This window comes from Methylophaga sp. (genome assembly GCF_048266885.1).
GTDB lineage: Bacteria > Pseudomonadota > Gammaproteobacteria > Nitrosococcales > Methylophagaceae > Methylophaga.
On record NZ_JBLWYR010000017.1, the window covers coordinates 12380 to 38482 of the forward strand.

Below are 26103 nucleotides of genomic sequence, written 5' to 3' on the forward strand. Positions count from 1 at the left end.
ATTTTTCAGCTATGAAAAATAGTTACGAAAAGCCCCAAAACAAAAAGCTGCTTTCTCGGGTTTTCGACAAAATGCCTAAAACCGGTGATACCGAACCCGAACAGGCAATTACCATTCGAATGACACTTGGCATTGCCTTGTTAATTTATTTTTGTCTGCCGTGGGGTAAAGAAAAAACTTTTCTTGAAAACCTCTTCAGTTTGCCTAGCCTAATAACGCTTGCTTACTACTCGCTGGGGATGGTTATTGTAGCAGCCTTGGTGCTTAATCCTAGACCATCCCCCATCAGAAGGATTTGTGGGATTCTTTTAGATCTTATTGCGCTTTCAATTGTGATGTTGATTGCAGGTGAACAAAGTGTCTTTTTGTTTGTTTTATATCTTTGGGTCATTTTAGGCAATGGCTTTCGCTTTGGCGTGAATTACCTTTATATTTCTTTGGTCGTTGGATTGATTGGCTTTACTATTGCCATAGTAAACGGTGAGTACTGGTCACATCCGCAACATGAACCTTTTGGTTTCAGTCTGTTATTTTTGCTGCTCATTATTCCGCTGTATTCGGCTTTTTTGATCAAGAAACTGCATGTGGCAATCGATTTATCAAAGCAAGCGAATGAGGCAAAAAGTCGTTTTCTGGCAAATATGTCGCATGAACTTCGAACACCGCTAAATGGTGTTATCGGTATTGCCGATTTAATGGCTGAAACCCAACTCAATAAACAACAACATGATTTTGTAAAAATCATGAAGACCTCAGCACATACCTTACTTAGCCTGATTGAAAATGTATTGGATATTGCCAAAATCGAAGCTGGCAAGATATTAATCAGTGATAAAGCTTTTGATTTACATCAATTATTAAATAGCATCATTGCCATGCAAAAACCCATGGCAAATGGCAAAGGATTGCATCTCAATTGCTACATCGATCCTGCTCTCCCCTATTCCATAAATGGTGATTTACAACATTTAAGACAAGTTTTAATCAATCTTGTTGGTAACAGTATTAAATTTACTGACAATGGTGCCGTTAAGCTCTCGGCACATGAAATCAAACGCAAATCGAATCAGAATTTATGGATCCGCTTTGAAGTCAGTGATACCGGAATTGGCATCCCGCAGGAAGCACTGCAACGTATCTTTGATGATTTTACGCAGATCTCACCTGATACACTGAACAAAGGTGGAACCGGTTTAGGTACGACAATCGCCAAAGAACTGGTTGAGTTGATGGGGGGTGAAATTGGTGTTTCCAGTGAACTGGGAGAAGGCACACTTTTCTGGTTTGAATTACCCTTCACCGCCAACGAGCAAAATGAATTAACTTTATCTGAGAGCCCTATGCTGATTTTAAGCACCGATTCACTACATGACCTTCTTAAGCCCATTGTTGATGCTTGGTCAGTGAATTATCAACATGTCGATAGCACTGCCAAAGCTTTTTCGGCTTTGATCCGAGCAGCAGAAAATCAAACACCGTATCAAACCGTTATGCTCGATCAAGATTGTATGCACGATATTGATCCCATTCAGTTTGCCAATATGATTCATGGCGAGCCTTTGTTGGCTAATACGGCATTGATATTGTTGAACCCTTCAGATTTTAGTAAACAAGATCCACGATTGCGTCATCATTTTATATCCATTGTGAATGACGTGCAGGTTAAACCCGTTTTATTCAATGCCATCCACGCGGCACAAAGTAACCATGCTATTCAGGATGAAAAAGTCATCACGTTGGCGCAACATTATGCCGCTCAATCTTATGCTAAGGCATTAAACATCTTAATCGCAGAGGATAATCTGGTAAATCAGCAAGTCTTGGAAGGTATTCTGCGACATGCAGGTCATAACGTATTACTTGCAAGTAGTGGCGAACAGGCACTGGATATTCTGAGTCAACAAATTGACAGTATCGAAATGCTGATTCTAGATATGAATATGCCAGACTTTAGTGGCCCTGAAGTGATTCGTGCCATGCGTTACATGGATACGGGTCACGATATCCCGATTATCATCTTAACAGCAGACGCCACACCACAAGCAAAACAGCGTTGCATGGAAGCAGGTGCTAATGAGTTTTTAACCAAACCCATTAATTCGCGCTCATTGCTGGAATCCATTGCCCGGCTGGCAATGAATAATCAAGACCAAGCCAAAACTCGTAAACTTGCCCATCAATCTTCTGCTGCATCGAAACAGTGGTGTGACCCACAAATTCTGGTTGAATTATCTCAATTGGGGGGTGGTGACGCTTTCTTGAAGCTTTTGTTAAACGGTTATAAAGAGGATGGAACCAAACATCTTAAATTGATCCGTCAAGCAGCCCATGACGATTACTTAACCTACCGCGAAAGTTTGCATGCGTTAAAGGGCTCATCATCTGAATTAGGTGCAAACAGTGTTGCCGAACTATGCCGAGAGGGAGAATCGTATAAACCTTTTGATATTGGCTCCGTTCAGCTATTACGTCTTACCGAAAAGTTGGAACACGCGTTCTCTCAAACGCTGAACGAATTGGAGACAGCCCTCAAAGATCAAGGGCAATCACAAAAAGCCGACAACTAATTTTTAAGCTTCGCTGTTTGATTTGGCAGTCTGGCGATTCACCAAACGTGTCATCATTCGAATATCTTTGCTAGTCAGATTTAATGCCGCATCAGCCCAAACATTCGCAATTGCAACCAGCTCTTCATAAGTCACTGTATTGCACAGATCTTTTATACGAGACATGGCTTTGTAACTGTTCGGCGATTTTTTGGCGGCTTTGATGTATTTATATAAAGCCAGTTCGCCTTCGCCTTTCTCAGCAAGAATATCGATTGCGCCCATTTCATAAAGCTCTTCAGCCGTATAAAGCGCACCCGAAAGAATCATTTTCTCTGCATTGGCGGCGCCAACTTTTCGCGATAATAAGGTGTAAGCACCCATGCCCGGAAACAGATTAAACAACACTTCCGGTAAACCTAATTTAACGCCACGCTCAGCAATAATAATGTTGCTTGATAAAGCAGCTTCAAACCCCCCACCTAATGCATCACCCTGGATCAGACTGACTGTGGTCAGATCACAATTAAAGTGGAACATATTGTCGTAAAGGATATCTATGCAGTGGATGGCATAACCCAATAACGCTTCACGGTCACCATTTTCAATCAGCGAGGTAAACAGATTTAAATCCCCCCCTAGATTAAACACACCATCTACACTTGAACCGACAACTAAGTAATCATATTTTTCTTGATTCGTGAGTTGCATATCGGCTTTAACATTAGCCAGATAATCTGATAATTCATTCAGCAGGGTTGGCGTAAAACAAGGCCGGGGGGCAGCATCCATCATGAACCAACCAATTTTGTAGGTTGGATCATAATACGTATTCAGATGTTGATATTGCTTTGTCTGATTTTCGTCAAGACCAACTCCGTTCTCTTCTCTCAGCTTCACAACAGCGTTCATCGTTTTCTCCTTAAAAGGGCTTGGGCTGCCAATCAACAAGTGACTGAAATTTGTCACTAAAATGGATTCTTTTAAGGTTTAGCACGAACTGTGCCGTTAATAATGATTTAGAATTTGACGATTAAATTATTTTCAATAAAGTCTCTAAATGTGCCGCACCGGCTTTAGCGTTACCAGTGAGATTATAGCCACCTTCTAGTACTGAAATAAGTTTGCCATCGCAATACTGTTTAGCTAATTGCATCATCATTTCTGTAAGCTGGATAAAGCCTTGATCAGTGATTTTGTAGCATCCCAACAAGTCATCCTCACGGCTGTCAAAACCGGCTGAAATCAGGATTAGTTCAGGTTTAAAACTGGCTACAGCAGGCAGAAGCTTTTCTTCAAATGCCGCCAAGATATCCTCATCCCCTGCTCCACAAGGCAAGTGCACATTTATATTAAAACCTCTGCCATCACCAGTACCTGTTTTATCAGGTAACCCCGTGCCGGGATAAGCTTCAGCATCATGGGTGGAAAAAAATAAGACGGATGGATCATGATAAAAAGCCCACTCAGTGCCATTACCATGGTGGTAATCCCAATCAACAATCAAAATTCGCTTTAATCCATAGCGCTTCTGAGCATATCGGGCTGCTATTGCGACATGGTTGTAATAGCAGAATCCTTCCTCCTTACCGGTATTAGTAGCATGATGACCTGGCGGTCTTGACGCACAAAATGCATTATCTAATAGTCCTTTGCAGACGGCATCAACGGCAACCAAAACTCCCCCGGTAGCCAGCATAGCGATCTGGTGAGCTTTGGCATCGTGTCGCTTTATTGACGCTATATGGGTCGCTGAATGAACCAGTAATAATTCTGCTTCAATATTACTTTTGGGTTTTAACAATGTGACCTTAGACAGCAATTCAGTCACTTCTAGTTCATCCAGCAAACGCTCATATCTGGCAGGAGATTCTGGATGTTGGGGCATAATATGATGTTCGGTAAAACCAGGATCCAAAACTAGACCCGTTAAAGCCGATTGAGTAACCGCTGAGGTTTTAGTGCTAACCGCCCCTAACACACCCAATTTCAATAAATCTCTGCGTTGCATTTTTCTTTCCCAGGCTGGCTTTACCACTTCATCAACAATTAATGACAGGTTTAACCATACGCTTACTTCATTACTAAATTCAAAAGATCATCGTGCAAATGATGATGCGCTCGATATTTTCCGCTTTAATCATTGCAGCAGAGATACATGGACTTAGTCTGATAATGACGTAATAAAGCTAAATAGTATTCCTCAAGCTTAATGCATCAGGATAAGGCTGCAGATATGCCTGTTTCGCTATATAGGGATCAGGGTGATTATTAAAATGATGTTTAAGTAAGGTAATGGGAACAATCAACGGTAATTCTGCCGTTCTGTAACGATCAATGATGTCAGCCAGTTCCTGCTTTTCTGCACTGGAAAGCTTTTTCTTCAGATAGCCCTGTATGTGCATCAACACATTGGTATGCGTTTTCCGCGAGGCAATTGTTGATAGCACAGCCATTAACGCAGAAAAATAATCTGCTGCTAATGTTTCAATGTCATGCTTACCAGCATCAGCCAGCATCCTGCCGAGATCACCATAATCTTTTGGCGAATGGGCCATTAAAACGTATTTATAGCGTGCATGAAACTGAGTGAGTTTATGAGGAGTTAATCCACTGTCTAACAGCTGTTGCCAGTCATGGTAGGCGTAAACGCGAGTAATAAAATTTTCACGTAACAAAGGATCATTCAATCTGCCAGATTCTTCCATAGGCATTAACGGATGGGCTTTTTTAAACGCATCAGCGTACAAACCTCTACCCATTTCATTGGCCGGGTAACCGTTTTCCTGATAAACCTTCACCCGAAACAAACCACAGCTAGGTGAATTCTTCATAAAAATATAACCACATAAATCGCTGTGTTCACGCGCTTTCTGCTGCCCATAGGTAGTTAATCTGTCGGTATAGTCCAAACTGTAATCATGCACTGCCACAGCTTGCGGCGATTCCACATCCCCCACCAGACGAATAGGCTTGCGAGGAATGCCCATACCAATGCCTACTTCTGGACACAAAGGTACAAACTCAAAAAAACGTGAAAGACTTTCGCTGCATAGACGTAGGTGTTTATGCCCGCCATCAAAACGAACTTTTTCACCTAATAAACAACTGCTGATTCCGACCCTAATCCGCATCAATCGCTCGATAACTTATTTCTAGAAAACTTTATATGAACTCTGGGTAAACTTTGCCAGCTGTTATGACTCTATACAAGGAATAATCATAATTATTCAGGGGAAATTATCATGGCGGCTTATTTAATAACCGGTGCGACAGGACTCATCGGCCAAGCGCTGTGTCAACGACTTTTAAACAATGGTGAAACCGTTTTTGCTTTAAGCCGTAATTACCAAGCAGCCAAAAAAATCCTGGGTTCTCAAGTGCAATGTGCTGAATCAGTCAACGAATTTCCTGCTGATAGTCATATTGATGTCGTGATTAACCTCGCTGGCGCGCCGATTGTGGATAAACGCTGGACCGATGATCGTAAACAGAAACTTCTCAATAGTCGGGTGGTTTACACGCAAAATTTGATTCAGCAACTGGCGAAACGTCCCAGCCTGCCTGATAGTTTAATCAGTGGTTCTGCAGTGGGATGGTATGGCGATCAGGGTGACACGGTACTCACCGAAAATAGTGGCTTTAAACCCGAGTTCAGTCATGAGTTATGCGAACAATGGGAAAAAGCAGCGTTAACAGCTGAACCTTTGGGAATGCGTGTCGCCATTGTTCGCACAGGTCTGGTGTTAGCAGCTAAAGGCGGTTTCCTTGCCAAAATGAAATTGCCTTTCAAAATGGGCTTGGGTGGTCCAATTAGCGATGGGCAACAATATATGCCCTGGATTCACATTGATGATATCTGTCGGCTCTTTTTGTTTTTGGCAGAGAATCGCTCGTATTCCGGCGTGTTTAACGGCTCCGCTCCCCGTCCAGTAACCAATCAGCAATTTAGTGAAGTATTGGCTGAAACATTGCACCGTCCTGCTTTTTTTCGAGTTCCAGCTTGTGCACTTAAACTTTCGATGGGTGAAATGGCCGGTTTACTGTTGGGTGGTCAACGGGCGATTCCTGAAAAAGCACAGGCTGCGGGCTTTGAATTTCTCTATACTGATATACATAGCGCGCTAAGCGATGTTATTAATCCTTCTCACTCAAAATAATAATTTTTATGACGCAACGTGCAGTTTTACTAGTTAACCTTGGTTCACCCGATAATCCTGATGTGCCCTCCGTCAGACGTTATTTAAATCAGTTTTTGATGGATCCTTATGTGATTCAGCTACCATGGCTGATGCGCCGACTTATAGTCAGTTTGTTTGTTTTACCCAGTCGGCCCAAGGCCTCTGCTGAGGCGTATCAGAGTGTCTGGACAGAAGACGGATCACCGCTAATTGCCTTATCTGAAAAACTGCATGGTGCCGTACAACAACAAGTCGATATGCCGGTTGAATTAGCCATGCGTTATGGCAATCCCAGCATTGAAGCGGGATTGTTAAAACTGGCAAACATTGAAGGCATCAAAGAAATTTTATTTATACCGTTGTATCCGCATTTTGCCGATAGCACGGTAACGACATGTATTGAAACGGCCAAACAAGTGATTGCCACCAACCAACTTGATATTTCATTAACCATCAAATCGCCCTTTTATCGCGAGGAAGGTTATATCAACGCTTTGGTGGAACAAACCCGACCTTATTTGATGGAGGATTATGATCATCTTTTATTCAGCTATCACGGCTTACCTGAATCACATATCTTAAAGCGTGATCCTAGCGGTCAACATTGCTTAAAGCAGCCAGATTGCTGCACAAGTCCACACGCCGCACACGCTACTTGTTATCGTCATCAGGTGATGGCCACCACGGCCGCTTTCGCCGAAAAAGCACAGTTGAATCCAGACAACTATTCTGTTGCTTTTCAATCACGCTTAGGTAGAGCTAAATGGCTTGGACCTAATACCGAAGATCGATTAATTGAACTAGCTCAGAACGGGACTAAAAATGTGCTGGTGATGTGTCCGGCATTTGTTACCGATTGTTTGGAAACACTTGAAGAAATCGCTATTCGTGCAGAAGAAGTGTTTATCGAAGCTGGTGGTCGTTCATTAACACTAATCCCATGCCTCAACGATGATCCGGTATGGGTTGATTTGTTAGCGCAGTGGTGTGAAGCGGCGTAGGCTCTGTAGTGCTTTTATAGTCTTAGCAAAGGGACTATGAAAGAGTATTACCCCTAAATTCAGACACGCCCGATAAGCGGTTGTCTAACAACAGCACTGGTATATTCACCACCGGGACCATAAGAACTGGATTCGGGATCACGTCCGCGAAGTACAGATATGGCTCGTTGAAGATACTGACGGTTAATACTGACAATGCCACCATTTACTTGGTTACGTTGTTGGCAGTTTTTAGCAACGACTTTAAGCGTTTTTATCAACTGATTAAGCGCTACTGCGTCTTCTTCAGTTTGATTATCAATGAACGCTTCTAAGCCTTGTTTACCAGAAGGAAACCCGGAGGACATCAACACGGCATCACGTTGACGGCCATGGTGTTCCAACTTCATGATTAAGGGTTGTTTTTTGTTATTGATTTCGTTGATGCTATCAATAGCGGACAATGCGAGGGCTTCACGTTCTGCTGCCAATAATTCGGCTAATTGAGTGGCAACATTTAATTCGGACTGTAAAACACTGCGTAATTGTTGTCCGGGTGACATAGCCATGATGAAGGTTCCTTAGTTATAGGTTGCCTTCAAAATCAATCATGTTTCGTGCCAACTTTTGACTATCTACCTGATAGCTACCATCTTCAATAGCAGCACGCAAAGCTGCCACTTTTTGTTCATCAACAACCGGTAAAGCGGCAATTTCTTGTTGCAAAGATTGCAGCTGTGTTGCTGTAGCAGTCAAACTGACCTTATCCGTTACGGCATCGCCGCCTGATTTAATCTGGCTAGTAGGCGCATCAGAACGCTTATCTTCACCGTTGACGTTACGCGTCGTGTTAAGACCGCCCTGTAGAGGTGGTTTTATATTGTTAATATCCGACATGAAAATGTCTCCATATTGTTTCTATATTTGTTATCGGACCGAGTTTAATAAACTTGAATAAAATGTGAATCGGTCTATATTTTGATTACATTGTAACCCGTACAACGCCCGGAGCATCGACAACACCTTCCACGACACGTTCTGACGATAAATTTTTCACTCGCACTCGATCACCGACTCCAGCATCCGCCATTGCCGTACCTTGCATACGCACTTCCATGGTTCCTGCACTGGCCACCAGCACAATAGATTCACCCCGCTTGACCACATTCAGGGGGCGCAGGTGGTTTTTCTGCACAACCGTGCCTAAACCCAATGAATATTTTGCTTGTTGCCCAACCACAGCGGCAATATTTGTCATATAACCTTGCCGAAGACTTCCTATATCGCGTTGCTCAATTCGCAAATCTTGTTCAGTCAACACACGATTGCCTGATACGGGCCTCGCAACAACCACCATGGGCTGCATCACTTTAATTTGCAGCGGTAAATAAACCGTCCATGCTACGGGGTGATGACAACGAACTCCTACCGTTACATTGCCCGCACTTGTCATTTCTCTATTCGTGAACGCCTCAAGCCCACCCTCACAATTTTGCAAACGTAAGCGCTTATCCATAGGGGTTAAGCTGATTTCAGGATTATTAAAACGCGCCTGTGCCTGAGCCAGAGTGAAAACATAAGCTGCATGCTCTACATCTGCTAGAGATTGTAGATTGTTGGCAGATACATTAACTGTCAATAAATTGACAGTTAACACTAACGTTAAATTCCTCAATAATTTATACATGGTTTCCCCCCGGCAATAGGCACGGTTTAGCTGTAAACATAATCTTGACTGCAAATATCGTTCCCACAATTACTGTTCAGAATTCTGTCTAGCTGCCGTTATACTCCTAGGGTCTGTTGATCTTACATAGCCGCCTCTGTTGTGACTGAAAATGTACCAATCAAGGCGCGAGGAGAGCAGTTTAGTCATTCTAAATAAACGACGAGCAACGCAGAGTGGTACATTTTCAGCCTCAACCCGCAGGGCTGGGGCTATTTTTACGCCCTACGGCGTTGAAAATGACCGATGTAGAATAACTACATCGCATCATTTCCGCCTTGTAGGACGAAAAAATAGCCTCCAGCAGTGGTGGCTCTGAAAGATAAACAGACCCAAGTAATTATCGGGAGAATTTTTATGGCAAGCATGATTGATGGTATTGACCAACGCACCCAACTTGCCGGTCAGAACCGGTTAGAACTGTTATTGTTCAAGTTAGGTGGCACCCAGCGCTATGGGATTAATGTATTTAAAGTCCGTGAGGCCATAGCATGCCCGCCGCTGACGCAGATGCCACATTCACATCCAGTTGTACGCGGTGCCGCACGCATTCGTGATAAAACCATCAGCATTTTTGATTTATCCCAAGGCATCGGCAAACGGCCAGTGGTTAATCCTCAAGAACATTTTGTCATCATTACCGAATATAACCGAAATGTGCAGGGATTCTTGGTCAGTGAAGTGGATCGGATCGTCAACATCAGCTGGAAAGATATTTTACCCCCGCCTTCTGCATCAGGTTCAAATCACTACATGACCGCCGTCACCAAAATTGATAATGAATTGATTCAAATAATCGATGTAGAAAAAGTCATGTCCGAAGTACTCGGAGTTGATGATACGGTTTCAAATGATTTGGTAACACGTTTCGCAGCGGCCAATGCTGAACACAAACATCATATTCTGGTGGCGGATGATTCCAGCGTCGCACGTAATCAAATTCGTCGGACGATGGAGCAGATCGGTGTCAGCTGTACCATTGTGAATGATGGCAAACAGGCATTGGATCAACTAAAAGAATGGGTCGCCGAAGGCATTGATGTCAGCAAACATATTGCCATGCTGATTTCCGATATCGAAATGCCAGAAATGGATGGATATACCCTCACCACGGCTATTCGTCAGGATCCTAACCTGAGAGATATTCGTATCCTGCTGCACACTTCAATGAGTGGTACGTTTAATAATGCATTAGTGGAAAAAGTGGGCGCCGATAAATTTATTGCCAAGTTCGCCCCCGATGATCTCGCTATTACCGTACAAGCTTTATTGGAAGAATGGCGTGAAAAAGCTGAGACAACCTAAAAAAAAAGCCCCTTCCGGGGCTTTTTTTATGCCGGAAAAAATGAACTACGGCCCAAAACCACTTGGCATTGGAATAACTTGATCTTGTACTGTGACCATATCCGCTTTGGCACGCATCAAGTTGTTACCGACAAAGCCGCCCAGACGATAGACCCAAGGCTCAACTTTTTCATTAATTTCGGCCACTTCAGCCTGAACCTGCTCAGGTGTTTTTAACGCGTCCAAACTAGCGATTGCTTCCGGTATTTCAGTGATTGCATCCGGTGCATATTCCGCACGGAAAGTAGAGAAGTAAAAACCATCGTTAAACGAAGTTTCGGCAATGATTTTCAAACCATCATATGTCAGGAACTCTGCCCGAACGACATCTGCATCACCTCGAGAAAAGTCATTTACCGGCTGAACATCTTCCAAACGCATTTGGAATAATGATCCAGCAATATCATAACCAAGCTGTTCATAACGGAACACGGTTTCTTCACGATCTTCTGGCGTGCCGAATTTATCTTTTTGTCCCAGATTAATCAGGGTTGCAGCTTCGCCCGTTGGTTGAATAATATCAACTCGAGCAATACGTTCACGAGCAATATCCATGATTTGGCCATCAATCCAATTCAACATCATCGGACTTAATTGGAAATAGCCTTCAGCCAGATAGCTGCGTTGTTCTCCAACTCGACGGACAAAATACTGTTGTGGTCCGGCTGACTCTGAACTTAAATCCCGAGCTTGTCCAAGGATAAGACCAGCAATAACTTGTTCATCATTAAACAGTTCGATTTCAAAGGATGCCCCGCCTTCAACTTCGGATCCTTCCACACCCAGCACAGGGTATAACTCAGGATCTTCTGTTTTTTGCTCCAGTATCCGCGCATCGGCCATATCCACTAACATTCTTCTGACCAACTCTTTATCAGCAAGATAATTATGGTAGTCCGAAATTACCCAATTCTTACCATCATATTGAAGTGTAAATTCATCTTGCTCACCTTTAAAGGTGATTTTATCTACATCATCAAGTTGTTCGAAAAGTTCAGGATACAACAATGAAAAATCATCACTGGTGTCTTCTGCCTGATAGATTGTTATCAACATCCACAACACCATCACTGCGGTGAGGATAGCGAGTATGGAAAGACTATTAAGTTTTTTCAGCATCTGTAGAACCTATCTGTTCAATTTGGCAACGTCATCTGACGCATGCAGAATTTATGATTGGAAACGACCACGTGAACGTTTACGAACCCGTAACCATCCCGTAATCAATGCCAATATCGCCACAATAATGGGGATCAAACCGATATTGATGAATTTCACCGTAGTTTCCAGCTGATCGATATCTTTACGCAAATTACCTTTTACAGCACGTAACTCGAGTTCTGTACGATCAGCAATCTCTCTAAATTCAGCGATTTCTTTTTGCTGCTCTGGCGTGGTAATCGCTTCATCATCACCACGTTGCTCCACTTGCATACGGGCAATACGTTGGCGTGTTTGCTGTAATTTAGTTTCCAGTTCACGTTCTTTTGCCCGGTAGAGTCTTTCCGCTTCACGTTGTAACGCTTCAACCCGCACAAATGGACGCGTAAAACCAGTACGCGAACGGACACTTATAAGTCCTTCTGACCCCGTCAATTCTTCGATAGCGTTATGAACAAAATCGATATTGTTTGAGGTGTTGAAGGCTAAATCCTGTCCATAAAAGTCCTGCATGATGACCCAGAAGCGATCATCGAGTAGATCCACATCAGCAATAGCAATCACATCGATACCATCAACTGCTTCATCAATATGATCAGGCATTTTTACCATCTCTTTTCCTGCACCTCTGGCGCCATCTGGAAAGGCTGAATCAGATTGGCCGGTAATGCGAACGGCTAATGGATAGCTGATAGTGCCACTCTCATATTTAGTGAGTAAGGCGACTGGATCATTACGAAATTGCACCACTCGCTTATCCACCAGCATCGCTTCATTGCTGGAACTCAGTAACGGTGTAATCTCGGTTGTTGCATCATCCAAAGTGATAAAGTGACCTGCAGTTGCCACGTTGATCTTGCGTAATTTAGAAGTAATACGTTGCTGTTGATTCATGTTCTCTTCGCTGAGCGCATTCCACAACACATATTCAATTGGTTGATTATTACTACGAGCCCCAAAATCTACTTGGCGGGCCGTTTTACGATCGGCCACCACATCTGAAGCATGCCGCTCCACTCCCCAATTACTCAACAGTTCTGGCATATTTGAGCTTCGATTAGCAACCATCGCTGCCATCGGATTATCAGGATCTTTTTCCGGTACATCTATTTCTGCAAACGGATCAACAAAGGTGATTAATTTGCCACCACGCAACACATATTGATCAATCGCATACAAGGTTTGCTCTGGTAAATCTTTAGGATGTACTACCATCAATAGGTCAACTGATGATGGAATACGGCGGATATCTTCCGGCAACACGGAAACATTAAACATTTCACGTAATTTACCCATCATCGCCCAAGGTTTCGCACCACCCTCAGTATCCAACTGGCCTTTCAATGGATCGTAACCTTCACCATCAATTGGCAACGAACTCATCACCGCTACGTTTTTACGTTCAACGTCTGACAATTGATAAATCATGCGGGTCAGATCGTATTCCAGGACATCTTCCATTTCCGGTTGAAAGAAACGAATACGTTCCAGACCATCAAGAATATTGGTGCCCGCTACCCCAAAAAATAACGGATCGGTTTCACCTTCAATTGGAATCGATTGCAACCCGTATTGTTTAGCTCGCTGCTCATGATCTGAAAAAGGTTTTGGATCGATAATTTTGACCTGAATCATGCCATCCGAAGCACGCTGATATTCCATTAACAGCTCTTGTACCCGTTGGGCGTAGGCTTTCAGTGATGGCAATGCCTGAGCAACCTGCTCTGAATAATAAAATCGCAGCGTGATGGGTTGCTGTAATGAAGACAAGATATTCAACGAGCCTTCAGACAGGGTATACAGTTTGTCTTCGGTTAAATCGACGCGAGCCGATTTGAAATTGCCGTTTACCACGATAATAAAAGCGATAAACAGAATGATCGCCAGAATCAAACCGGTTTTGGATAATAATTGTTTATTCATTGCTGACTTTAACTCCTAATCGGCTTTACGTGCATTCACTATCAAGGCGTTGGCAAACAACCAGATAGCGATAAGCGCTGCGAAATACAACATGTCACGTAAATCAATCACCCCTTTGGAAATCGCATCAAAGTGGGTTAGAAAGCTAAACGAACTGATGGCATCCACCAATGGTTGCGGAGCCCAACTGCTAAAGAAATCCAGTACGATGCCATAGCCTGACAGGACAAAGATCAAGCTCACAATCAAACTCAGTACAAATGCAATGACCTGATTTTTAGTGACGGCTGAAATGCACGAACCAATTGCCAAGAAGCCACCCGCCATTAAAAAGCTGCCGATAAAGCCAGTGAATATGACCCCATTATCCGGGTTACCCAAATAATTCACGGTAATCCATAAAGGAAAATTCAGGATTAATGCCAAACCGGTGAAGGCCCATGCCGCAAAGAATTTTCCCAATACCGCTTCAAAAACGGATACCGGTAAAGTCATCAGTAATTCAATCGACCCGCTTTTACGTTCTTCAGCCCAAAGGCGCATTGAAATCGCTGGGATTAATAAAATGTATAACCAGGGATGTAATGAGAAAAAAGGATATAAATCCGCCTCACCGCGGGAAAAGAAATTACCCACGTAAAAAGTCGAAAAACCAGCTAATAATAAAAAGATAATAATAAAAACGTAAGCAACCGGGGTGGCAAAGTAACCACCAAACTCACGTTTCATGATGAACCAGATATTCAGCATATTCATCATTTGACTCCCGCAGTTTTGGTCATGGTGATGCTGCGGAAAACCTCATCCAGACGCCCACTTTCAGCATACAGCGATGCAATTTCCCAACCTTGCTCACGGATTTTTTCTGATAACGGAATAGTGATATGACGACCGTCTTTTGGAAATACCCGGATACCGTTACCCGTAGATAATGGTTCGGCTTCGGCAACAAATTCTAATGACGTCACATACTGCAGCAATTTAGTGTTATCTACCGCATTGACCGTTAACACAACAGCGTTGTGATAACGTGATTTTGCTTCTAACTCAGCAGGTGTTCCGTCAAACACCACTTTACCGCTAGCAATAACCACGTTTCGCGTACAAAGAGCATTCACTTCTTCGAGAATATGCGTGGAGATGATGATGGCTTTGTCTTCTGCCATTTCATTAATCAAGGTACGAACTTCATGCTTTTGATTAGGATCCAGACCATCGGTCGGTTCATCCATAATCAACACCGGTGGATTATGCAAAATAGCTTGTGCCAAACCAACCCGGCGTTTGTAGCCTTTAGATAACGTTTCAATCGGTTGATACATCACGTTTAGCACCCTGGCACGTTCCGCAGCTGAAGCCACCGCCCTTTTTTTATCTGCACCAGATAAACCACGAATATCAGCAATAAACTTGAGGAAACTGTCCGGCGTCATATCGGCATAAGCCGGAGCACCTTCGGGCAAATAACCCAGGTTAGCTTTTACAGAAATAGGATCGGTAGAAACATCATAACCACAGACGCGGACTGTACCTCGCGTCGGGGCTAAAAAGCCGGTTATCATTTTCATTGTGGTGGATTTACCGGCGCCATTCGGTCCGAGAAAACCCAGTACTTCGCCTTTGCTCACTGAGAATGTCACACCATCCACAGCTCGAATCTCGCCAAAATGTTTGGCCAGATCTTCAATCTCAACTCTGAGTGTCATACTTAAAGCGTCCCCCGCTTCATCAAAAGCATTTTCAAACCGGGCATTATTCAGCCCCATTCACTATTACGTCAAGCTTAATACTGTAAAGTTTTCAGGAAATTCTCCCGCCCAATTCCAGGAAAGCTCTCCCGACTCGCTTTAAGGCCTCTTTATCTTTTAACCCCTCGACTTCTGCAGGCGATAATTTCTCCCAAACAGGAAGAAATAGCGAAATGTAACTGCTCTATATGACTCAATTCCAACACCATTGGAAGAAAATCTCATCCCGCTCCACTGGTCGTTTAGTTAAAACCTTTCCTCACAACTTAAGCCACTTTTTCAGCGATAACCCAGGTGGCTTTGAAAGATAAACAAACCCTAAGCATTTTTTTGCTGTCTAAAATACGCTATGGTGAAATCTTAATTACTCTCTTTGGATAATTTATGGCCGCAAATTCTTTTGTTCAGCGCAGTCGTCAGGTTTGGTGGAATGTAATCGATTCCTTTCGAGACCCCGACAGTCGTCGACAACTATCCAAAGCGTTATTCGTGGCAATCGCCATCATCTTGTTAATTTTTTTAGTGATCATGCTTTGGTGGAGTGCAACGCCTACTGCGTTCGACCCTAAAACCAATGCTCGCGAAATGGCCGCAGAAAAACAACAAGATTTAGTCGTTGGTTATACCTCCACCGCTACGTTAATCACACTTGCCAATACCTTACTCGATAAACCGGGTGGTTATTTAACTAATGATGTGATGCCACCCTCGGTATGGATGGACAATATGCCTAATTGGGAGTTCGGTGTATTGGTACAAATTCGTGATTACTCCCGCGCACTACGTAACGATATCAGTCGTTCGCAATCACAATCTGCAGAAGATAGAGACTTAATTATTGCCGAACCGCAGTTCAATTTTAATTCCGATTCTTGGCTGTTTCCACCAACCGAAAGTGAATATCGTAAAGGTATTAAAGCGCTGGAAAGTTATCTGGCTCGCCTTTCAGATCCGCAACGTGATGAAGCACAGTTTTATGCCAGAGCAGATAATCTTGCAGCTTGGTTGGGCATTGCCGAAAAACGTCTAGGTAGTCTTTCTCAACGTCTAAGTGCCAGCGTTGGTCAGACACGTATCAATACCGCTTTGGCTGGTGATATATCGGCACATCAATCAACGCTGACTCAGAATGAAAAAGTTACTAAAACGCCTTGGTTAGAAATTGATGATGTTTTTTACGAATCACGTGGTTCTATTTGGGCAATGATTCATCTGCTTAAAGCCGCTGAGCATGATTTTGCCGATGTGTTACAGAAGAAAAACGCGTTAATTAGTCTGCGTCAAATCATTCGCGAACTTGAAGCCACTCAGGCCACAGTGTGGAGCCCAATTATCTTAAATGGCAGTGGATTTGGTCTATTTGCTAATCACTCTTTAGTGATGGCGTCTTATGTTTCTCGAGCCAATGCTGCCATGATGGATCTACGTCGTTTATTGGAACAAGGATAAAACCAGCACTTATTCTTTAAAGTGACCAAATAGGTTCATCAATAAATGTCTTATAAATCCTCTATCAAAATTCGGCTTTATTTGAACGATAAGGTGGCACTTGGTCCAGGGAAAGCCGACTTACTGGATGCCATCATGCAAAATGGTTCTATCTCTGCTGCAGGTCGGGCAATGGATATGTCATACAAACGAGCATGGGATTTAGTCAACACGATGAACGAGAGTTTTGCCAACCCCATCGTTGTTACCGCTAAAGGTGGCAGTCATGGCGGCGGAGCAGAAGTCACAGAGTTTGGCCAACAGATTTTAAAGCAGTATCGTCAAGCACTACTGAATGCTGAAAAAGCCATCGAAGTTGAAATGCTCAGCTTATATCATCATTTAACTCGTTAAACTTCTCCTCAAACACAGTTTACAAACACATTTACAGCTTTCGATATGTATGTTGGAATACATTGAAATTTTCCTGTGCATATCGCGAGTATAAAAAATGAAACGTTTTTCAATCGTATTGTTAATCAGTTACCTGCTGACGTCACCCGTTCATGCTGAACAATTACTCAAATTGTCGACCACCACCAGCACAGATAATACGGGCTTATTGGGTGTTTTAAACCAAGCTTTTACTGAATCTACTGATATTAAAGTAGCAGTCATTGCAGTTGGCACCGGGCAGGCGTTAAAACTGGGGGCCAATGGTGATGTGGATGTGGCTCTGGTGCATGCACCAAAAGCAGAGCTTGAGTATGTTAAAGAAGGTTATTTCATTGATCGCCGTTATGTGATGTATAACGATTTTGTTCTAGTCGGCCCATCCAACGATCCTGCCGGGATTGCATCTGCCAAAACCATTGGTGAAGCCATGGGAAAAATTGCCAAATCGGGTAGCCGATTTATTTCACGTAGTGATGATTCCGGCACCCACAAAAAAGAACTCGAACTATGGCAAGCTGCCAATATCATTCCAACAGGGAGTTGGTATGTGCAAGCTGGCCAAGGTATGGGGGCTGTATTGAAAATTGCCGATGAAATGTCAGGTTATGCATTAACTGATCGAGGAACGCAGATCGCCTATCAGGACAAGATGCAATTGACGCTTTTATTTGAAGGCGGCGCGATGTTATCCAATCCTTACCACATCATGGCAGTAAATCCTGACAAACATCCTCATGTTCAATCAGCTATGGCAAAGCAGTACATTGATTTTATGACAGGCGAATCGGGTAAAAAGTTGATTGATAACTTTAAGGTTAATAATCAGCAATTATTCTTTACCGCACAGCCAAGTACAGACGAATAACACTAAAAAAAGCTGCTGTTAATTCACATTAACAGCAGCTTTTATTACTACGTAACTATGTATCTTGGATCAGAATGCCCATTGGCTTCGAACCTGGAACACACTAGGTTCGTCTCCATCATAGATCCCACCGTCGATATCCAGTACATGCACATAATCTGCTGAGAAACGTAACATTGGCACTGGATACCAGTTCAGTCCCAAGGTCATTGAATCCGCTTCACCGCCATCAATATCACCATCATTTAAGTCCAGTGAGCTATAACGAATGGCCACTTCCCAAGCACCGATGCCACCATCTCCAACGCTATGATTCGGTTTTATGCCACCAAACACGCCATTTTTATATGGGCGAGATTCTCCAGTAAGTAAATAACTGCTTTGCAAATACCAACCATCAAAATCGGCATCGCTAATATTGTCCCGCTCTACTGAAGTACGGATATATTCTGCCTGAGCTGTAAAAGGTCCCATTACTGTCGCAAGTTCTAAACCACTTTTCAGCATCGTGTCAGCGTTTGTCAGAATCTCAGTATCGACTATGCGAACACTTGAAACATTTGTTTCAGAGGCTTGACTGAACCGCACCTGATTATTCGGCTGCAAATCACGGTAATTAAAACCTACCCCCAGATGAACCACTTTACCGGCTTCATTAATGGGTGCCAGAGTTCCACGTGTACTCCAGCCCCAACCTTCATCTTCGTCAGCATCTCGAGTACTACTAACAGTATCACCCATCAAACCTGCAGCCAACGTCCAATGTTTGCTATTACGAGCCCCCATAACACCGAGATGACGACCCGCATTAAAGGCTGTAGGTAAAGCACGTTCCATAAACATGGTGTTATTTGCACTGATCATATAATCAAGACTGAATGGATCTTTGAAGTTACCTGCCATGATTTGATAGTTTTCAAAGCCATCATAAGAAATAAAAGCATCGGTAATCGAACTGTTATCAAACTCGTATTCAAGTTTATAACCCCAATCACGGTATAAAGTACCTGAAAGATATAATCGGGCACGGCGAATATCAGTGCCATCGCCCATATCCGGTGAGCCGCCATAAGTGGCAGCATCTACTTGTAAACGACCACCGACTTTAGTTGAAAACTGTCCATCGCGGGTTTTCAGCGTTAAGCCGCCATTTGTTGATATTTCTACATCAGAAGGTTTGGTTGCTTCCGCCAGCTTTTCATCCAGCTCGGCCTTTTGTTGTTCATTGCTTGCTTTGTTTTCTGCCAGTTCGTTCATTAACCGACCATATTGCTCGTCGGTCACCATGCCATTTTCATGCAGCATATTAATCAGTGTTTCCAATTCGGATGCATGTGTTGAAAAGCTGAGCGTTAAGCCGATGGCCGCTGTCAGCAAGTGTTTTTTAAATCGCATAACCGTGTTCCTTTTGAATGGTCAATAATTTTCTGTAATATTATCGACACATTTGGAACCAGCATTAATATTTTTTGCGAAAAGCCTATTTAATTTTTTCTATTGTGAAACAGTTCTAATTAAAAAAATAATCTTCCGTAACTATCGTTAATACTTAAAAACAAAGCTTTTTTTTATTTTGGCTAGATATTTTATCAATTCGTATAAGAGATCATTCTAAAAATTAGCGTTTCCATTTACCTAAAACTAACCAATCGCTTTAAGCATCAATTTCAATTGTAATATTTGATTTAAAACGCCCATTGGCTGCGAACCAAAAAGATACGTTGTTCTTTCCCATCATTCGGACCACCGCTTACATTGAGCACATCAATATAGTTGGCTGAAAATCTCAGCATTGGTACCGGATACCAGTTGACCCCATAAGTAATGTTCTGAATTTCACCGCCATCAATCATCTTGTCATTCAGATCTAGGCTGCTATAACGTAAGGTTAATTCCCATGCGCCAATCCCACCATCACCGACTCGATAATTTGGAGAAGGACTGCCAAAATCGCCACGTTGATAATTCAATGAATCATCGGTTAGAAAGAAACCGGTTTGGAAATGCCAGCCGCTGAATTGCAGGTTTTCTGCATTGTTACGGCGTACAGTGGTAAGCACATATTCTGATTGAGCCGATAAACGACCGTTTATCATCGCCCACTCTGCGCCGTAACGCGTGAAACTATCGCTATTAAAAATCTCACCGGTATCAACAATATTATTACCGGCAACCCTGGCTTCCGGTTCATCACTGAACTCAACTACCCCCACATCTTCAACATTTCGGTACATGCTGGCAATACCAAAATGCAGCAATTTATCTTTTTCATTATTAATAGGCGCAACCGTAAAGCGGGCTCCTACTCCCCAACCTTCATCGACAATCGGATTCTGACGAGTCGCAGTTTCACCAAACAGACCAGCGGCAGCAGTCCAGTGCTGTTTTTTGGTATCGGCCATAACGCCGATATAACGATCACCACCAAAGGCACCCAATAAACTACGTTCGATCATTTGAGAATTGCTAGAGCTGCTGCGGTATTGCAATTGGAAAGGGATTTCCATCAACCCCATACGTAAACGGGTATCTTCAAATCCCAGATATGACACAAACGAATCGCGTAACTTACCACCGTCGGCAAAATCATAATCGAGTTGGAACCCCCAATCCCTATACATACGACCGGTCCAGGCTAATCTAGCACGGCGAATATTAGTGCCGTCACCCATTTCCGGTTCGCCCTTGTAATCGGCTGCATCGATCATCAGCCGGCCACGTAAACGGGTTTCAAATTCACCATCAGTTGTTCTAACACGAAGACCGCCCCTGGTGGTAACTTCAACTTCAGGAGGTTGCGTGGCTAATTCCAGTTTTTCAGTGATTTCCTGTTTTTCTTTTGCTGACTGCTGCTGGGTCTGTTCCAGCTCGGCCAATAACCGACTATATTGCTCTTCACTAACCGTGCCATTTTCATGCAGCATATCGATCAACAAGCGTAATTCAGAAGCATGACTTACCAGTGGTAAACCGAGAAATAAAACAAACAACAGTATTGACACAAAATTGGACATCGAAGAACTCAGCATTAAATTGCAAGTATCGGGAAAATACTCACCAGAAAGAACAGGAAGAACTCCTATACAGTTTAGGTAACCGTTGCTGAATTCAAACTTAATTTAAGAAATTAAAGAGTCGTAGTTGAAATCTTGTTTAGATGGAACGTTGCCAGTGACCTGATTTACCACCAGCCTTTTCCTGCAGGCAAACATCGGTCATTGTCATGCCGCGATCAACTGCTTTACACATATCGTAGATAGTTAGCAGTGCAACTTGAACCGCAGTGAGTGCTTCCATTTCCACACCGGTTTGGCCAGCAGTGGCAACTTCAGCCTGACAATTCACCGCATTGTTGGCGGCATCAATCTCAAACTCTACAGTGACTTTGCTTAACGCTAGCGGATGACACAGCGGAATTAAATCTGAAGTACGCTTCGCTGCCATGATGCCAGCAATTCGTGCAATGCCGAGCACATCACCTTTTTTATGATTGCCCTGTTCAATTAATTTGAGGGTTTCCGGCAACATAACAATCCGTCCAATGGCGACAGCTTTGCGTTGCGTCACCGCTTTGTCGCCGACATCGACCATATGTGCCTCACCGGCCTGATTAAAATGGGTTAATTCTGCCATTTGGGGTGTTATCCTTATGTTTTTATCGAGGAACAATCAACCAGATGTCTATTCAAGTCAAATTTTTTGCCAGCCTGCGAGAAAGTCTGGGACAGAGTGAGACCACATTAGAAAAGGCTTCGACTGTGGCCGAAGTTTGGGATTTGGCTACCCATTCAGCCCCGCCACCGAACAACTTACTGGTTGCTGTCAATCTTGACTACGCCAATATGCAAAGTCAGGTGAAGGATGGTGATGAAGTCGCTTTCTTTCCACCGGTCACCGGAGGTTAATCATGACCACGCATATTCTTGATGAAGATTTCCAACCTTATCAATGGCTCAGTAAATTTGCTCAGCAGATGCCTGCTGGCAGAGATGGCGCAGCCGCCAGCTTTATAGGAACTATGCGAGATTATAATGATGACGCTACCGTCAGAACCATGACACTGGAACACTATCCTGCCATGACTCAGCGTTACCTCGACCAATTAGAAACACAGGCTAAAACCGACTGGCCATTAAATGATTGCCTGATCGTGCATCGCGTCGGCCAAGTGTTTCCCGGCGAAGCAATTGTGTTAATTGGTTGCTGGTCAGCACATCGCCGTGCAGCACTTGATGCCTGCAACTGGCTGATTGAAGAGCTGAAATATAAAGCCCCGTTCTGGAAAAAAGAGCAAAATCAGAACGGCGAACGTTGGGTAGAATCCAATACCGATGGTTTATAAGGTGTAAGTGTTGAACTTAATAGTGTCTTTTCCTCATCAAACCATCCGGTTGAACAATTGAATATTCAAATCAACTTCCTGTGGCAGATTGAACATGAAGGGAAAACCATCACCATGGATCCCATATTGTTTAATCTGCTGACAAGCCTTGATTCGTTGGGTTCACTGCAGCAAGCCGCATTGCAATGTCAGGTTTCCTACCGTCATGCCTGGGGCTTGATGGAAAAATGGGAAAAACTATTTGGCTCACCATTGGTTATCAAACACCGTGGCCGTGGCGCAAAATTAACCGAAGCCGGTGTAAAACTGTTGCAGGCACAACAACAATTACAGGCACGTCACGCGCCCCAACTAGCTAATCAAGCTACTGAACTGGCCCATCAGCTATCGCGTATTCAACAATCACAGCAACATTATCATCTGAAGATTTTTGCAAGCCATGGTTTAGCTGTCAGCGCGTTACAAGACACCTTGAACCAGCTGAAAGACATGCCGGTTGAATTACACTTTCACGGCAGCGTGGAAAGCCTGCTTGCCCTAAAAGAAAATCAATGTGATATAGCTGGTTTTCACGTGCCTGAGGGCGAGCTTGGCAAACGTGTTTCGTCACAATATTTGCAACATATTTCACCGGAAAATCATCGTATCATTTATCTGGTCAGACGTTTACAGGGATTAATGGTGCCCAAAGGCAATCCACTCGCCATCCGATCACTGGCTGATTTAAGCAAAGGACACTATCGCTTTATTAATCGCCAGAAAGATTCCGGCACACGATTATTACTGGATCAGTTACTCGCTTTGCAACACATTGACCCGACAACTATTACCGGTTATCAGCAAGAAGAATTCACCCATATGGCTGTGGCCGCGATGGTAGCCAGTGGTGTGGCTGACAGTGGATTTGGCATTGCTGCAGTGGCCAAAAAGTTCGGACTCGACTTTGTGCCCCTTCAATGGGAACACTATTGCCTAGCAGTCAGTCAGCAGCAATTCGAACATGAAAGCGTGCAAACTTTACTCGAGTGCGTAAAGGGCAAAACGTTTCATGATGCTTTAGCTGGTCTTGAGGGTTACGAACTTTCCCGTTGTGGACAGGAAGTGACGTTTGAACAAATTTTTGAAACCGGTTTTGCCTGATTTCAATCTGATTATTCAGTAGTTTTTATTACCCAAACACTACCCACTCACAACCTTTCTCTCATTAAAAATCGCTCTCTCAGCACCTTAATTCACCATAACTTAAATATGCAATTATTTACATATTTTTAAGCTAATTTTGCTGTGTTATTGTCTGATAAAACAATAAAAATAAAAATTATATATGCATACCTATTCATATATAGAATGAGAGAGGCAAAAATGATAACACCCGGGCAATGGCGGTTAGAAACCGTCCATGAAATCATACAGCGGCTAAAATCAAAGCCTGGTGCTTTATTACCGGTTTTACATGCTGTTCAGGAATACATCGGCTATATACCCGATAATGTGGTGCCGATTATTGCAGATGAAATGTTACTCACCCGTGCCGAAGTGCATGGGGTTATCAGCTTTTACGCACATTTTCGTAATCATCCCACCGGTAAACATATCGTCGAAATTTGTCGTGCTGAAGCCTGTCAATCGGTGGGCTGTCGTCAATTGGAAGAGCACGCCAAAAATACCCTCAATATTGATTACCAGCAAACAACCGATTGCGGCAGTATCACGTTGGAACCCGTTTATTGCTTGGGCAATTGTGCCACTGGTCCTTCAATACGCATTAATGATGATATCCATGGCCGCGTCAGCCCGGAACGTTTTGATGAATTGATGGAAAACTGCCGTCAGCGTTTGCAGGAGGCAGGTTAATGTCGATAAAGATATTTGTTCCCTGTGATACCACGGCCCGATCCTTAGGTGCAGATCAGATTGCCACATTGATACAGGCTGAAGCATTAAGTCGTGGCATCGACATCACCTTAGTTAGAAATGGCTCGCGAGGTCTGTTCTGGCTGGAACCCTTAATTGAAGTCGAAACCGAAAACGGTCGAATAGGTTTTGGGCCCGTCACCCCAAATGATGTGCAAACACTTTTCGAACATAATTTTCATCAAGGTCAAACGCAGCATGATCTTTGTGTGGGACTGGTTGAACAAATTCCCTACTTGAAAAACCAACAACGCTTAACCTTTGCTCGTGCTGGTATTACCGATCCATTGTCGCTAGATGACTATCTAGAACATGATGGTTACACCGGTCTGGACAATGCTTTGATAATGACCGGACAACAGATTGTCGATGAAGTAAAAACCTCCGGCTTACGTGGTCGTGGCGGCGCGGCTTTCCCTACCGGCATTAAATGGCAAACCGTTCTGGATACGCCTGGAGAGCAGAAATACATTGTCTGTAATGCCGATGAAGGTGACTCAGGCACCTTTGCCGATCGGCTGGTGATGGAATGTGATCCGTTCATGCTCATCGAAGGCATGACCATCGCGGGACTCGCCGTCGGTGCCACTCAAGGCTATATCTATTTACGTTCAGAATATCCAATTGCCCATCACATATTGAATAAAGCCATTGAAACCGCCTATCAGCAGGGTTATCTGGGCAGCAATATTCGCGGTAGCCAAAAACAGTTTGATCTGGAAGTTCGCTTAGGTGCAGGTGCCTATATCTGCGGTGAAGAAACGTCGTTACTCGACAGCCTGGAAGGTAAACGCGGATTAGTCCGTGCCAAACCGCCACTTCCTGCGATTGTCGGTTTATTTGGCAAACCGACGGTCGTCAATAACGTTTTATCTTTGGCAGCCATTCCTTACATTCTCGATAAAGGCGGTCAGGCCTATGCCGATTATGGTGTGGGACGTTCTCGCGGCACCATGCCGATCCAACTCGCTGGCAACGTCAAAAATGGCGGTCTGGTCGAACTGGCCTTTGGCATTCCACTGAACAAACTGATGAATGAATTTGGTGGTGGCACCCGTAGCGGTCGACCACTGAAAGCTGTGCAGGTCGGTGGTCCATTAGGGGCTTATCTCCCAGAAAGTCAGTGGCACACGCTTATAGATTATGAAGCCTTTTCCTCTGAACAAGCCGTGCTTGGTCATGGTGGTGTGGTGATGTTCGATGACAGTGTCGATATGGGTGATCAGGCCCGATTTGCGATGGAATTTTGCACCGTCGAATCCTGTGGCAAATGCACGCCCTGCCGTATTGGCTCGACCAGAGGTGTGGAAGTCATTGATCGGATTCGTGCTGGTGAAAGACCCGATAACAATTGGCAATTACTCGAAGATCTGTGCGACACCATGGTCGATGGATCGCTATGCGCCATGGGCAGTATGACGCCAATTCCAGTTAAAAGTGTGATGAAGTTTTTCCCCGACGAACTGCGCCATGGGCGTCAGGAGTAAGT

General features: G+C 43.7%; 25 protein-coding genes. 12 read left to right on the forward strand and 13 right to left on the reverse strand.

Going from position 1 to position 26103, the window contains the following annotated elements; all coding sequences use genetic code 11:
- Window positions 1-11 precede the first annotated feature (11 nt).
- Complete coding sequence (locus ACN0V2_RS09550) at window positions 12-2567, forward strand: ATP-binding protein (RefSeq protein ID WP_417550580.1); 2556 nt, start codon at window positions 12-14, stop codon at window positions 2565-2567.
- A gap of 3 nt (window positions 2568-2570) precedes the next feature.
- On the opposite strand, the gene ACN0V2_RS09555 is transcribed toward ACN0V2_RS09550, so the two are convergent.
- The 3 genes from ACN0V2_RS09555 to ACN0V2_RS09565 all read right to left on the reverse strand — a co-directional run bounded on the left by ACN0V2_RS09555 (window position 2571) and on the right by ACN0V2_RS09565 (window position 5680).
- Window positions 2571-3458: a crotonase/enoyl-CoA hydratase family protein gene (locus tag ACN0V2_RS09555; RefSeq protein WP_417550581.1), complete on the reverse strand. Its 888-nt coding sequence runs from the start codon at window positions 3456-3458 to the stop codon at window positions 2571-2573.
- A 121-nt stretch (window positions 3459-3579) separates the two neighbouring features.
- Window positions 3580-4557, reverse strand: a complete 978-nt coding sequence (locus tag ACN0V2_RS09560) for a histone deacetylase (RefSeq protein ID WP_417550582.1) — start codon at window positions 4555-4557, stop codon at window positions 3580-3582.
- Window positions 4558-4735: 178 nt separating this feature from the next.
- On the reverse strand, window positions 4736-5680 hold the full coding sequence (locus ACN0V2_RS09565) for a YbgA family protein (protein ID WP_417550583.1): 945 nt from the start codon (window positions 5678-5680) through the stop codon (window positions 4736-4738).
- A 111-nt stretch (window positions 5681-5791) separates the two neighbouring features.
- Here ACN0V2_RS09565 and ACN0V2_RS09570 point away from each other — a divergent pair, with 111 nt between their 5' ends.
- Together ACN0V2_RS09570 and hemH are read left to right on the forward strand one after the other, a co-directional pair.
- A complete protein-coding gene (locus ACN0V2_RS09570; protein ID WP_417550584.1) occupies window positions 5792-6706 on the forward strand; it encodes a TIGR01777 family oxidoreductase in 915 nt (304 codons plus the stop codon).
- Between the two features lie 8 nt (window positions 6707-6714).
- A complete protein-coding gene (gene hemH, locus ACN0V2_RS09575) occupies window positions 6715-7728 on the forward strand; it encodes a ferrochelatase (protein ID WP_417550585.1) in 1014 nt (337 codons plus the stop codon).
- A 59-nt stretch (window positions 7729-7787) separates the two neighbouring features.
- Here the strand turns inward: hemH and ACN0V2_RS09580 are convergent, their stop codons facing one another.
- From ACN0V2_RS09580 to flgA, 3 genes are all read right to left on the reverse strand, one after another.
- Window positions 7788-8276: a flagella synthesis protein FlgN gene (locus ACN0V2_RS09580; RefSeq protein WP_417550586.1), complete on the reverse strand. Its 489-nt coding sequence runs from the start codon at window positions 8274-8276 to the stop codon at window positions 7788-7790.
- 16 nt (window positions 8277-8292) lie between these two features.
- Window positions 8293-8604 carry a flagellar biosynthesis anti-sigma factor FlgM gene (gene flgM / locus ACN0V2_RS09585; protein WP_417550587.1) on the reverse strand — a complete coding sequence of 104 codons (312 nt, stop codon included), beginning with the start codon at window positions 8602-8604 and terminating at the stop codon, window positions 8293-8295.
- Between the two features lie 85 nt (window positions 8605-8689).
- On the reverse strand, window positions 8690-9364 hold the full coding sequence (gene flgA / locus ACN0V2_RS09590; RefSeq protein ID WP_417550588.1) for a flagellar basal body P-ring formation chaperone FlgA: 675 nt from the start codon (window positions 9362-9364) through the stop codon (window positions 8690-8692).
- Window positions 9365-9790: 426 nt separating this feature from the next.
- On the opposite strand from flgA, the gene ACN0V2_RS09595 reads away from it, so the two are divergent.
- On the forward strand, window positions 9791-10738 hold the full coding sequence (locus tag ACN0V2_RS09595; RefSeq protein ID WP_417550589.1) for a chemotaxis protein CheV: 948 nt from the start codon (window positions 9791-9793) through the stop codon (window positions 10736-10738).
- A 45-nt stretch (window positions 10739-10783) separates the two neighbouring features.
- Here ACN0V2_RS09595 and ACN0V2_RS09600 read toward each other — a convergent pair whose 3' ends face one another.
- The 4 genes from ACN0V2_RS09600 to ACN0V2_RS09615 are packed head-to-tail and all read right to left on the reverse strand — an operon-like array spanning window position 10784 to window position 15567.
- Complete coding sequence (locus ACN0V2_RS09600; protein ID WP_417550590.1) at window positions 10784-11896, reverse strand: DUF4340 domain-containing protein; 1113 nt, start codon at window positions 11894-11896, stop codon at window positions 10784-10786.
- Between the two features lie 51 nt (window positions 11897-11947).
- Window positions 11948-13861 carry a Gldg family protein gene (locus tag ACN0V2_RS09605; protein WP_417550591.1) on the reverse strand — a complete coding sequence of 638 codons (1914 nt, stop codon included), beginning with the start codon at window positions 13859-13861 and terminating at the stop codon, window positions 11948-11950.
- Between the two features lie 15 nt (window positions 13862-13876).
- On the reverse strand, window positions 13877-14617 hold the full coding sequence (locus ACN0V2_RS09610) for an ABC transporter permease subunit (RefSeq protein WP_417550633.1): 741 nt from the start codon (window positions 14615-14617) through the stop codon (window positions 13877-13879).
- Complete coding sequence (locus tag ACN0V2_RS09615) at window positions 14617-15567, reverse strand: ABC transporter ATP-binding protein (RefSeq protein WP_417550634.1); 951 nt, start codon at window positions 15565-15567, stop codon at window positions 14617-14619. Before ACN0V2_RS09615 ends, ACN0V2_RS09610 begins: the two co-directional genes overlap by 1 nt.
- A gap of 426 nt (window positions 15568-15993) precedes the next feature.
- Here ACN0V2_RS09615 and ACN0V2_RS09620 point away from each other — a divergent pair, with 426 nt between their 5' ends.
- The 3 genes from ACN0V2_RS09620 to ACN0V2_RS09630 all read left to right on the forward strand — a co-directional run bounded on the left by ACN0V2_RS09620 (window position 15994) and on the right by ACN0V2_RS09630 (window position 18358).
- On the forward strand, window positions 15994-17058 hold the full coding sequence (locus ACN0V2_RS09620) for a DUF2333 family protein (RefSeq protein ID WP_417550592.1): 1065 nt from the start codon (window positions 15994-15996) through the stop codon (window positions 17056-17058).
- Between the two features lie 45 nt (window positions 17059-17103).
- Window positions 17104-17451: a winged helix-turn-helix domain-containing protein gene (locus ACN0V2_RS09625; protein ID WP_417550593.1), complete on the forward strand. Its 348-nt coding sequence runs from the start codon at window positions 17104-17106 to the stop codon at window positions 17449-17451.
- A gap of 97 nt (window positions 17452-17548) precedes the next feature.
- Entirely contained in the window at window positions 17549-18358 is an 810-nt protein-coding gene (locus ACN0V2_RS09630; RefSeq protein ID WP_417550594.1) for a substrate-binding domain-containing protein, read from the forward strand.
- A gap of 69 nt (window positions 18359-18427) precedes the next feature.
- Here ACN0V2_RS09630 and ACN0V2_RS09635 read toward each other — a convergent pair whose 3' ends face one another.
- The 3 genes from ACN0V2_RS09635 to moaC form a co-directional block, all read right to left on the reverse strand.
- A complete protein-coding gene (locus tag ACN0V2_RS09635; protein WP_417550595.1) occupies window positions 18428-19753 on the reverse strand; it encodes an OprO/OprP family phosphate-selective porin in 1326 nt (441 codons plus the stop codon).
- A 290-nt stretch (window positions 19754-20043) separates the two neighbouring features.
- Window positions 20044-21372, reverse strand: a complete 1329-nt coding sequence (locus tag ACN0V2_RS09640; RefSeq protein ID WP_417550596.1) for a porin — start codon at window positions 21370-21372, stop codon at window positions 20044-20046.
- A gap of 139 nt (window positions 21373-21511) precedes the next feature.
- Window positions 21512-21991, reverse strand: coding sequence for a cyclic pyranopterin monophosphate synthase MoaC (moaC, locus tag ACN0V2_RS09645; RefSeq protein ID WP_417550597.1), 480 nt, complete (start codon window positions 21989-21991; stop codon window positions 21512-21514).
- A gap of 44 nt (window positions 21992-22035) precedes the next feature.
- Between moaC and ACN0V2_RS09650 the strand changes: the two genes are divergently transcribed.
- The 5 genes from ACN0V2_RS09650 to ACN0V2_RS09670 all read left to right on the forward strand — a co-directional run bounded on the left by ACN0V2_RS09650 (window position 22036) and on the right by ACN0V2_RS09670 (window position 26101).
- The gene (locus ACN0V2_RS09650) at window positions 22036-22263 is read left to right on the forward strand and encodes a MoaD/ThiS family protein (protein WP_417550598.1); all 228 of its coding nucleotides are present in this window, start codon (window positions 22036-22038) and stop codon (window positions 22261-22263) included.
- 2 nt (window positions 22264-22265) lie between these two features.
- On the forward strand, window positions 22266-22700 hold the full coding sequence (locus tag ACN0V2_RS09655; protein ID WP_417550599.1) for a molybdenum cofactor biosynthesis protein MoaE: 435 nt from the start codon (window positions 22266-22268) through the stop codon (window positions 22698-22700).
- Between the two features lie 57 nt (window positions 22701-22757).
- Window positions 22758-23840 carry a substrate-binding domain-containing protein gene (locus ACN0V2_RS09660; protein ID WP_417550600.1) on the forward strand — a complete coding sequence of 361 codons (1083 nt, stop codon included), beginning with the start codon at window positions 22758-22760 and terminating at the stop codon, window positions 23838-23840.
- A gap of 222 nt (window positions 23841-24062) precedes the next feature.
- Window positions 24063-24554: a formate dehydrogenase subunit gamma gene (locus ACN0V2_RS09665; protein ID WP_417550601.1), complete on the forward strand. Its 492-nt coding sequence runs from the start codon at window positions 24063-24065 to the stop codon at window positions 24552-24554.
- Complete coding sequence (locus ACN0V2_RS09670; RefSeq protein WP_417550602.1) at window positions 24554-26101, forward strand: formate dehydrogenase beta subunit; 1548 nt, start codon at window positions 24554-24556, stop codon at window positions 26099-26101. Before ACN0V2_RS09665 ends, ACN0V2_RS09670 begins: the two co-directional genes overlap by 1 nt.
- The last annotated feature ends 2 nt before the right edge of the window (window positions 26102-26103 follow it).

Bases quoted from the DNA above. Each gene is read 5' to 3' on its own strand.
- ACN0V2_RS09555 (WP_417550581.1), bottom strand. From the start codon at position 3,458: ATGAACGCTGTTGTGAAGCTGAGAGAAGAGAACGGAGTTGGTCTTGAC.
- flgM (WP_417550587.1), bottom strand. From the start codon at position 8,604: ATGTCGGATATTAACAATATAAAACCACCTCTACAGGGCGGTCTTAAC.
- moaC (WP_417550597.1), bottom strand. From the start codon at position 21,991: ATGGCAGAATTAACCCATTTTAATCAGGCCGGTGAGGCACATATGGTC.
- ACN0V2_RS09625 (WP_417550593.1), top strand. From the start codon at position 17,104: ATGTCTTATAAATCCTCTATCAAAATTCGGCTTTATTTGAACGATAAG.
- ACN0V2_RS09565 (WP_417550583.1), bottom strand. From the start codon at position 5,680: ATGCGGATTAGGGTCGGAATCAGCAGTTGTTTATTAGGTGAAAAAGTT.
- ACN0V2_RS09580 (WP_417550586.1), bottom strand. From the start codon at position 8,276: ATGGCTATGTCACCCGGACAACAATTACGCAGTGTTTTACAGTCCGAA.
- ACN0V2_RS09640 (WP_417550596.1), bottom strand. From the start codon at position 21,372: ATGTCCAATTTTGTGTCAATACTGTTGTTTGTTTTATTTCTCGGTTTA.
- hemH (WP_417550585.1), top strand. From the start codon at position 6,715: ATGACGCAACGTGCAGTTTTACTAGTTAACCTTGGTTCACCCGATAAT.
- ACN0V2_RS09665 (WP_417550601.1), top strand. From the start codon at position 24,063: ATGATAACACCCGGGCAATGGCGGTTAGAAACCGTCCATGAAATCATA.
- ACN0V2_RS09670 (WP_417550602.1), top strand. From the start codon at position 24,554: ATGTCGATAAAGATATTTGTTCCCTGTGATACCACGGCCCGATCCTTA.
- ACN0V2_RS09550 (WP_417550580.1), top strand. From the start codon at position 12: ATGAAAAATAGTTACGAAAAGCCCCAAAACAAAAAGCTGCTTTCTCGG.
- ACN0V2_RS09570 (WP_417550584.1), top strand. From the start codon at position 5,792: ATGGCGGCTTATTTAATAACCGGTGCGACAGGACTCATCGGCCAAGCG.
- ACN0V2_RS09630 (WP_417550594.1), top strand. From the start codon at position 17,549: ATGAAACGTTTTTCAATCGTATTGTTAATCAGTTACCTGCTGACGTCA.
- ACN0V2_RS09620 (WP_417550592.1), top strand. From the start codon at position 15,994: ATGGCCGCAAATTCTTTTGTTCAGCGCAGTCGTCAGGTTTGGTGGAAT.
- ACN0V2_RS09605 (WP_417550591.1), bottom strand. From the start codon at position 13,861: ATGAATAAACAATTATTATCCAAAACCGGTTTGATTCTGGCGATCATT.
- ACN0V2_RS09610 (WP_417550633.1), bottom strand. From the start codon at position 14,617: ATGAATATGCTGAATATCTGGTTCATCATGAAACGTGAGTTTGGTGGT.
- ACN0V2_RS09600 (WP_417550590.1), bottom strand. From the start codon at position 11,896: ATGCTGAAAAAACTTAATAGTCTTTCCATACTCGCTATCCTCACCGCA.
- ACN0V2_RS09595 (WP_417550589.1), top strand. From the start codon at position 9,791: ATGGCAAGCATGATTGATGGTATTGACCAACGCACCCAACTTGCCGGT.
- ACN0V2_RS09615 (WP_417550634.1), bottom strand. From the start codon at position 15,567: ATGACACTCAGAGTTGAGATTGAAGATCTGGCCAAACATTTTGGCGAG.
- ACN0V2_RS09650 (WP_417550598.1), top strand. From the start codon at position 22,036: ATGTCTATTCAAGTCAAATTTTTTGCCAGCCTGCGAGAAAGTCTGGGA.
- ACN0V2_RS09560 (WP_417550582.1), bottom strand. From the start codon at position 4,557: ATGCAACGCAGAGATTTATTGAAATTGGGTGTGTTAGGGGCGGTTAGC.
- ACN0V2_RS09635 (WP_417550595.1), bottom strand. From the start codon at position 19,753: ATGCGATTTAAAAAACACTTGCTGACAGCGGCCATCGGCTTAACGCTC.
- ACN0V2_RS09655 (WP_417550599.1), top strand. From the start codon at position 22,266: ATGACCACGCATATTCTTGATGAAGATTTCCAACCTTATCAATGGCTC.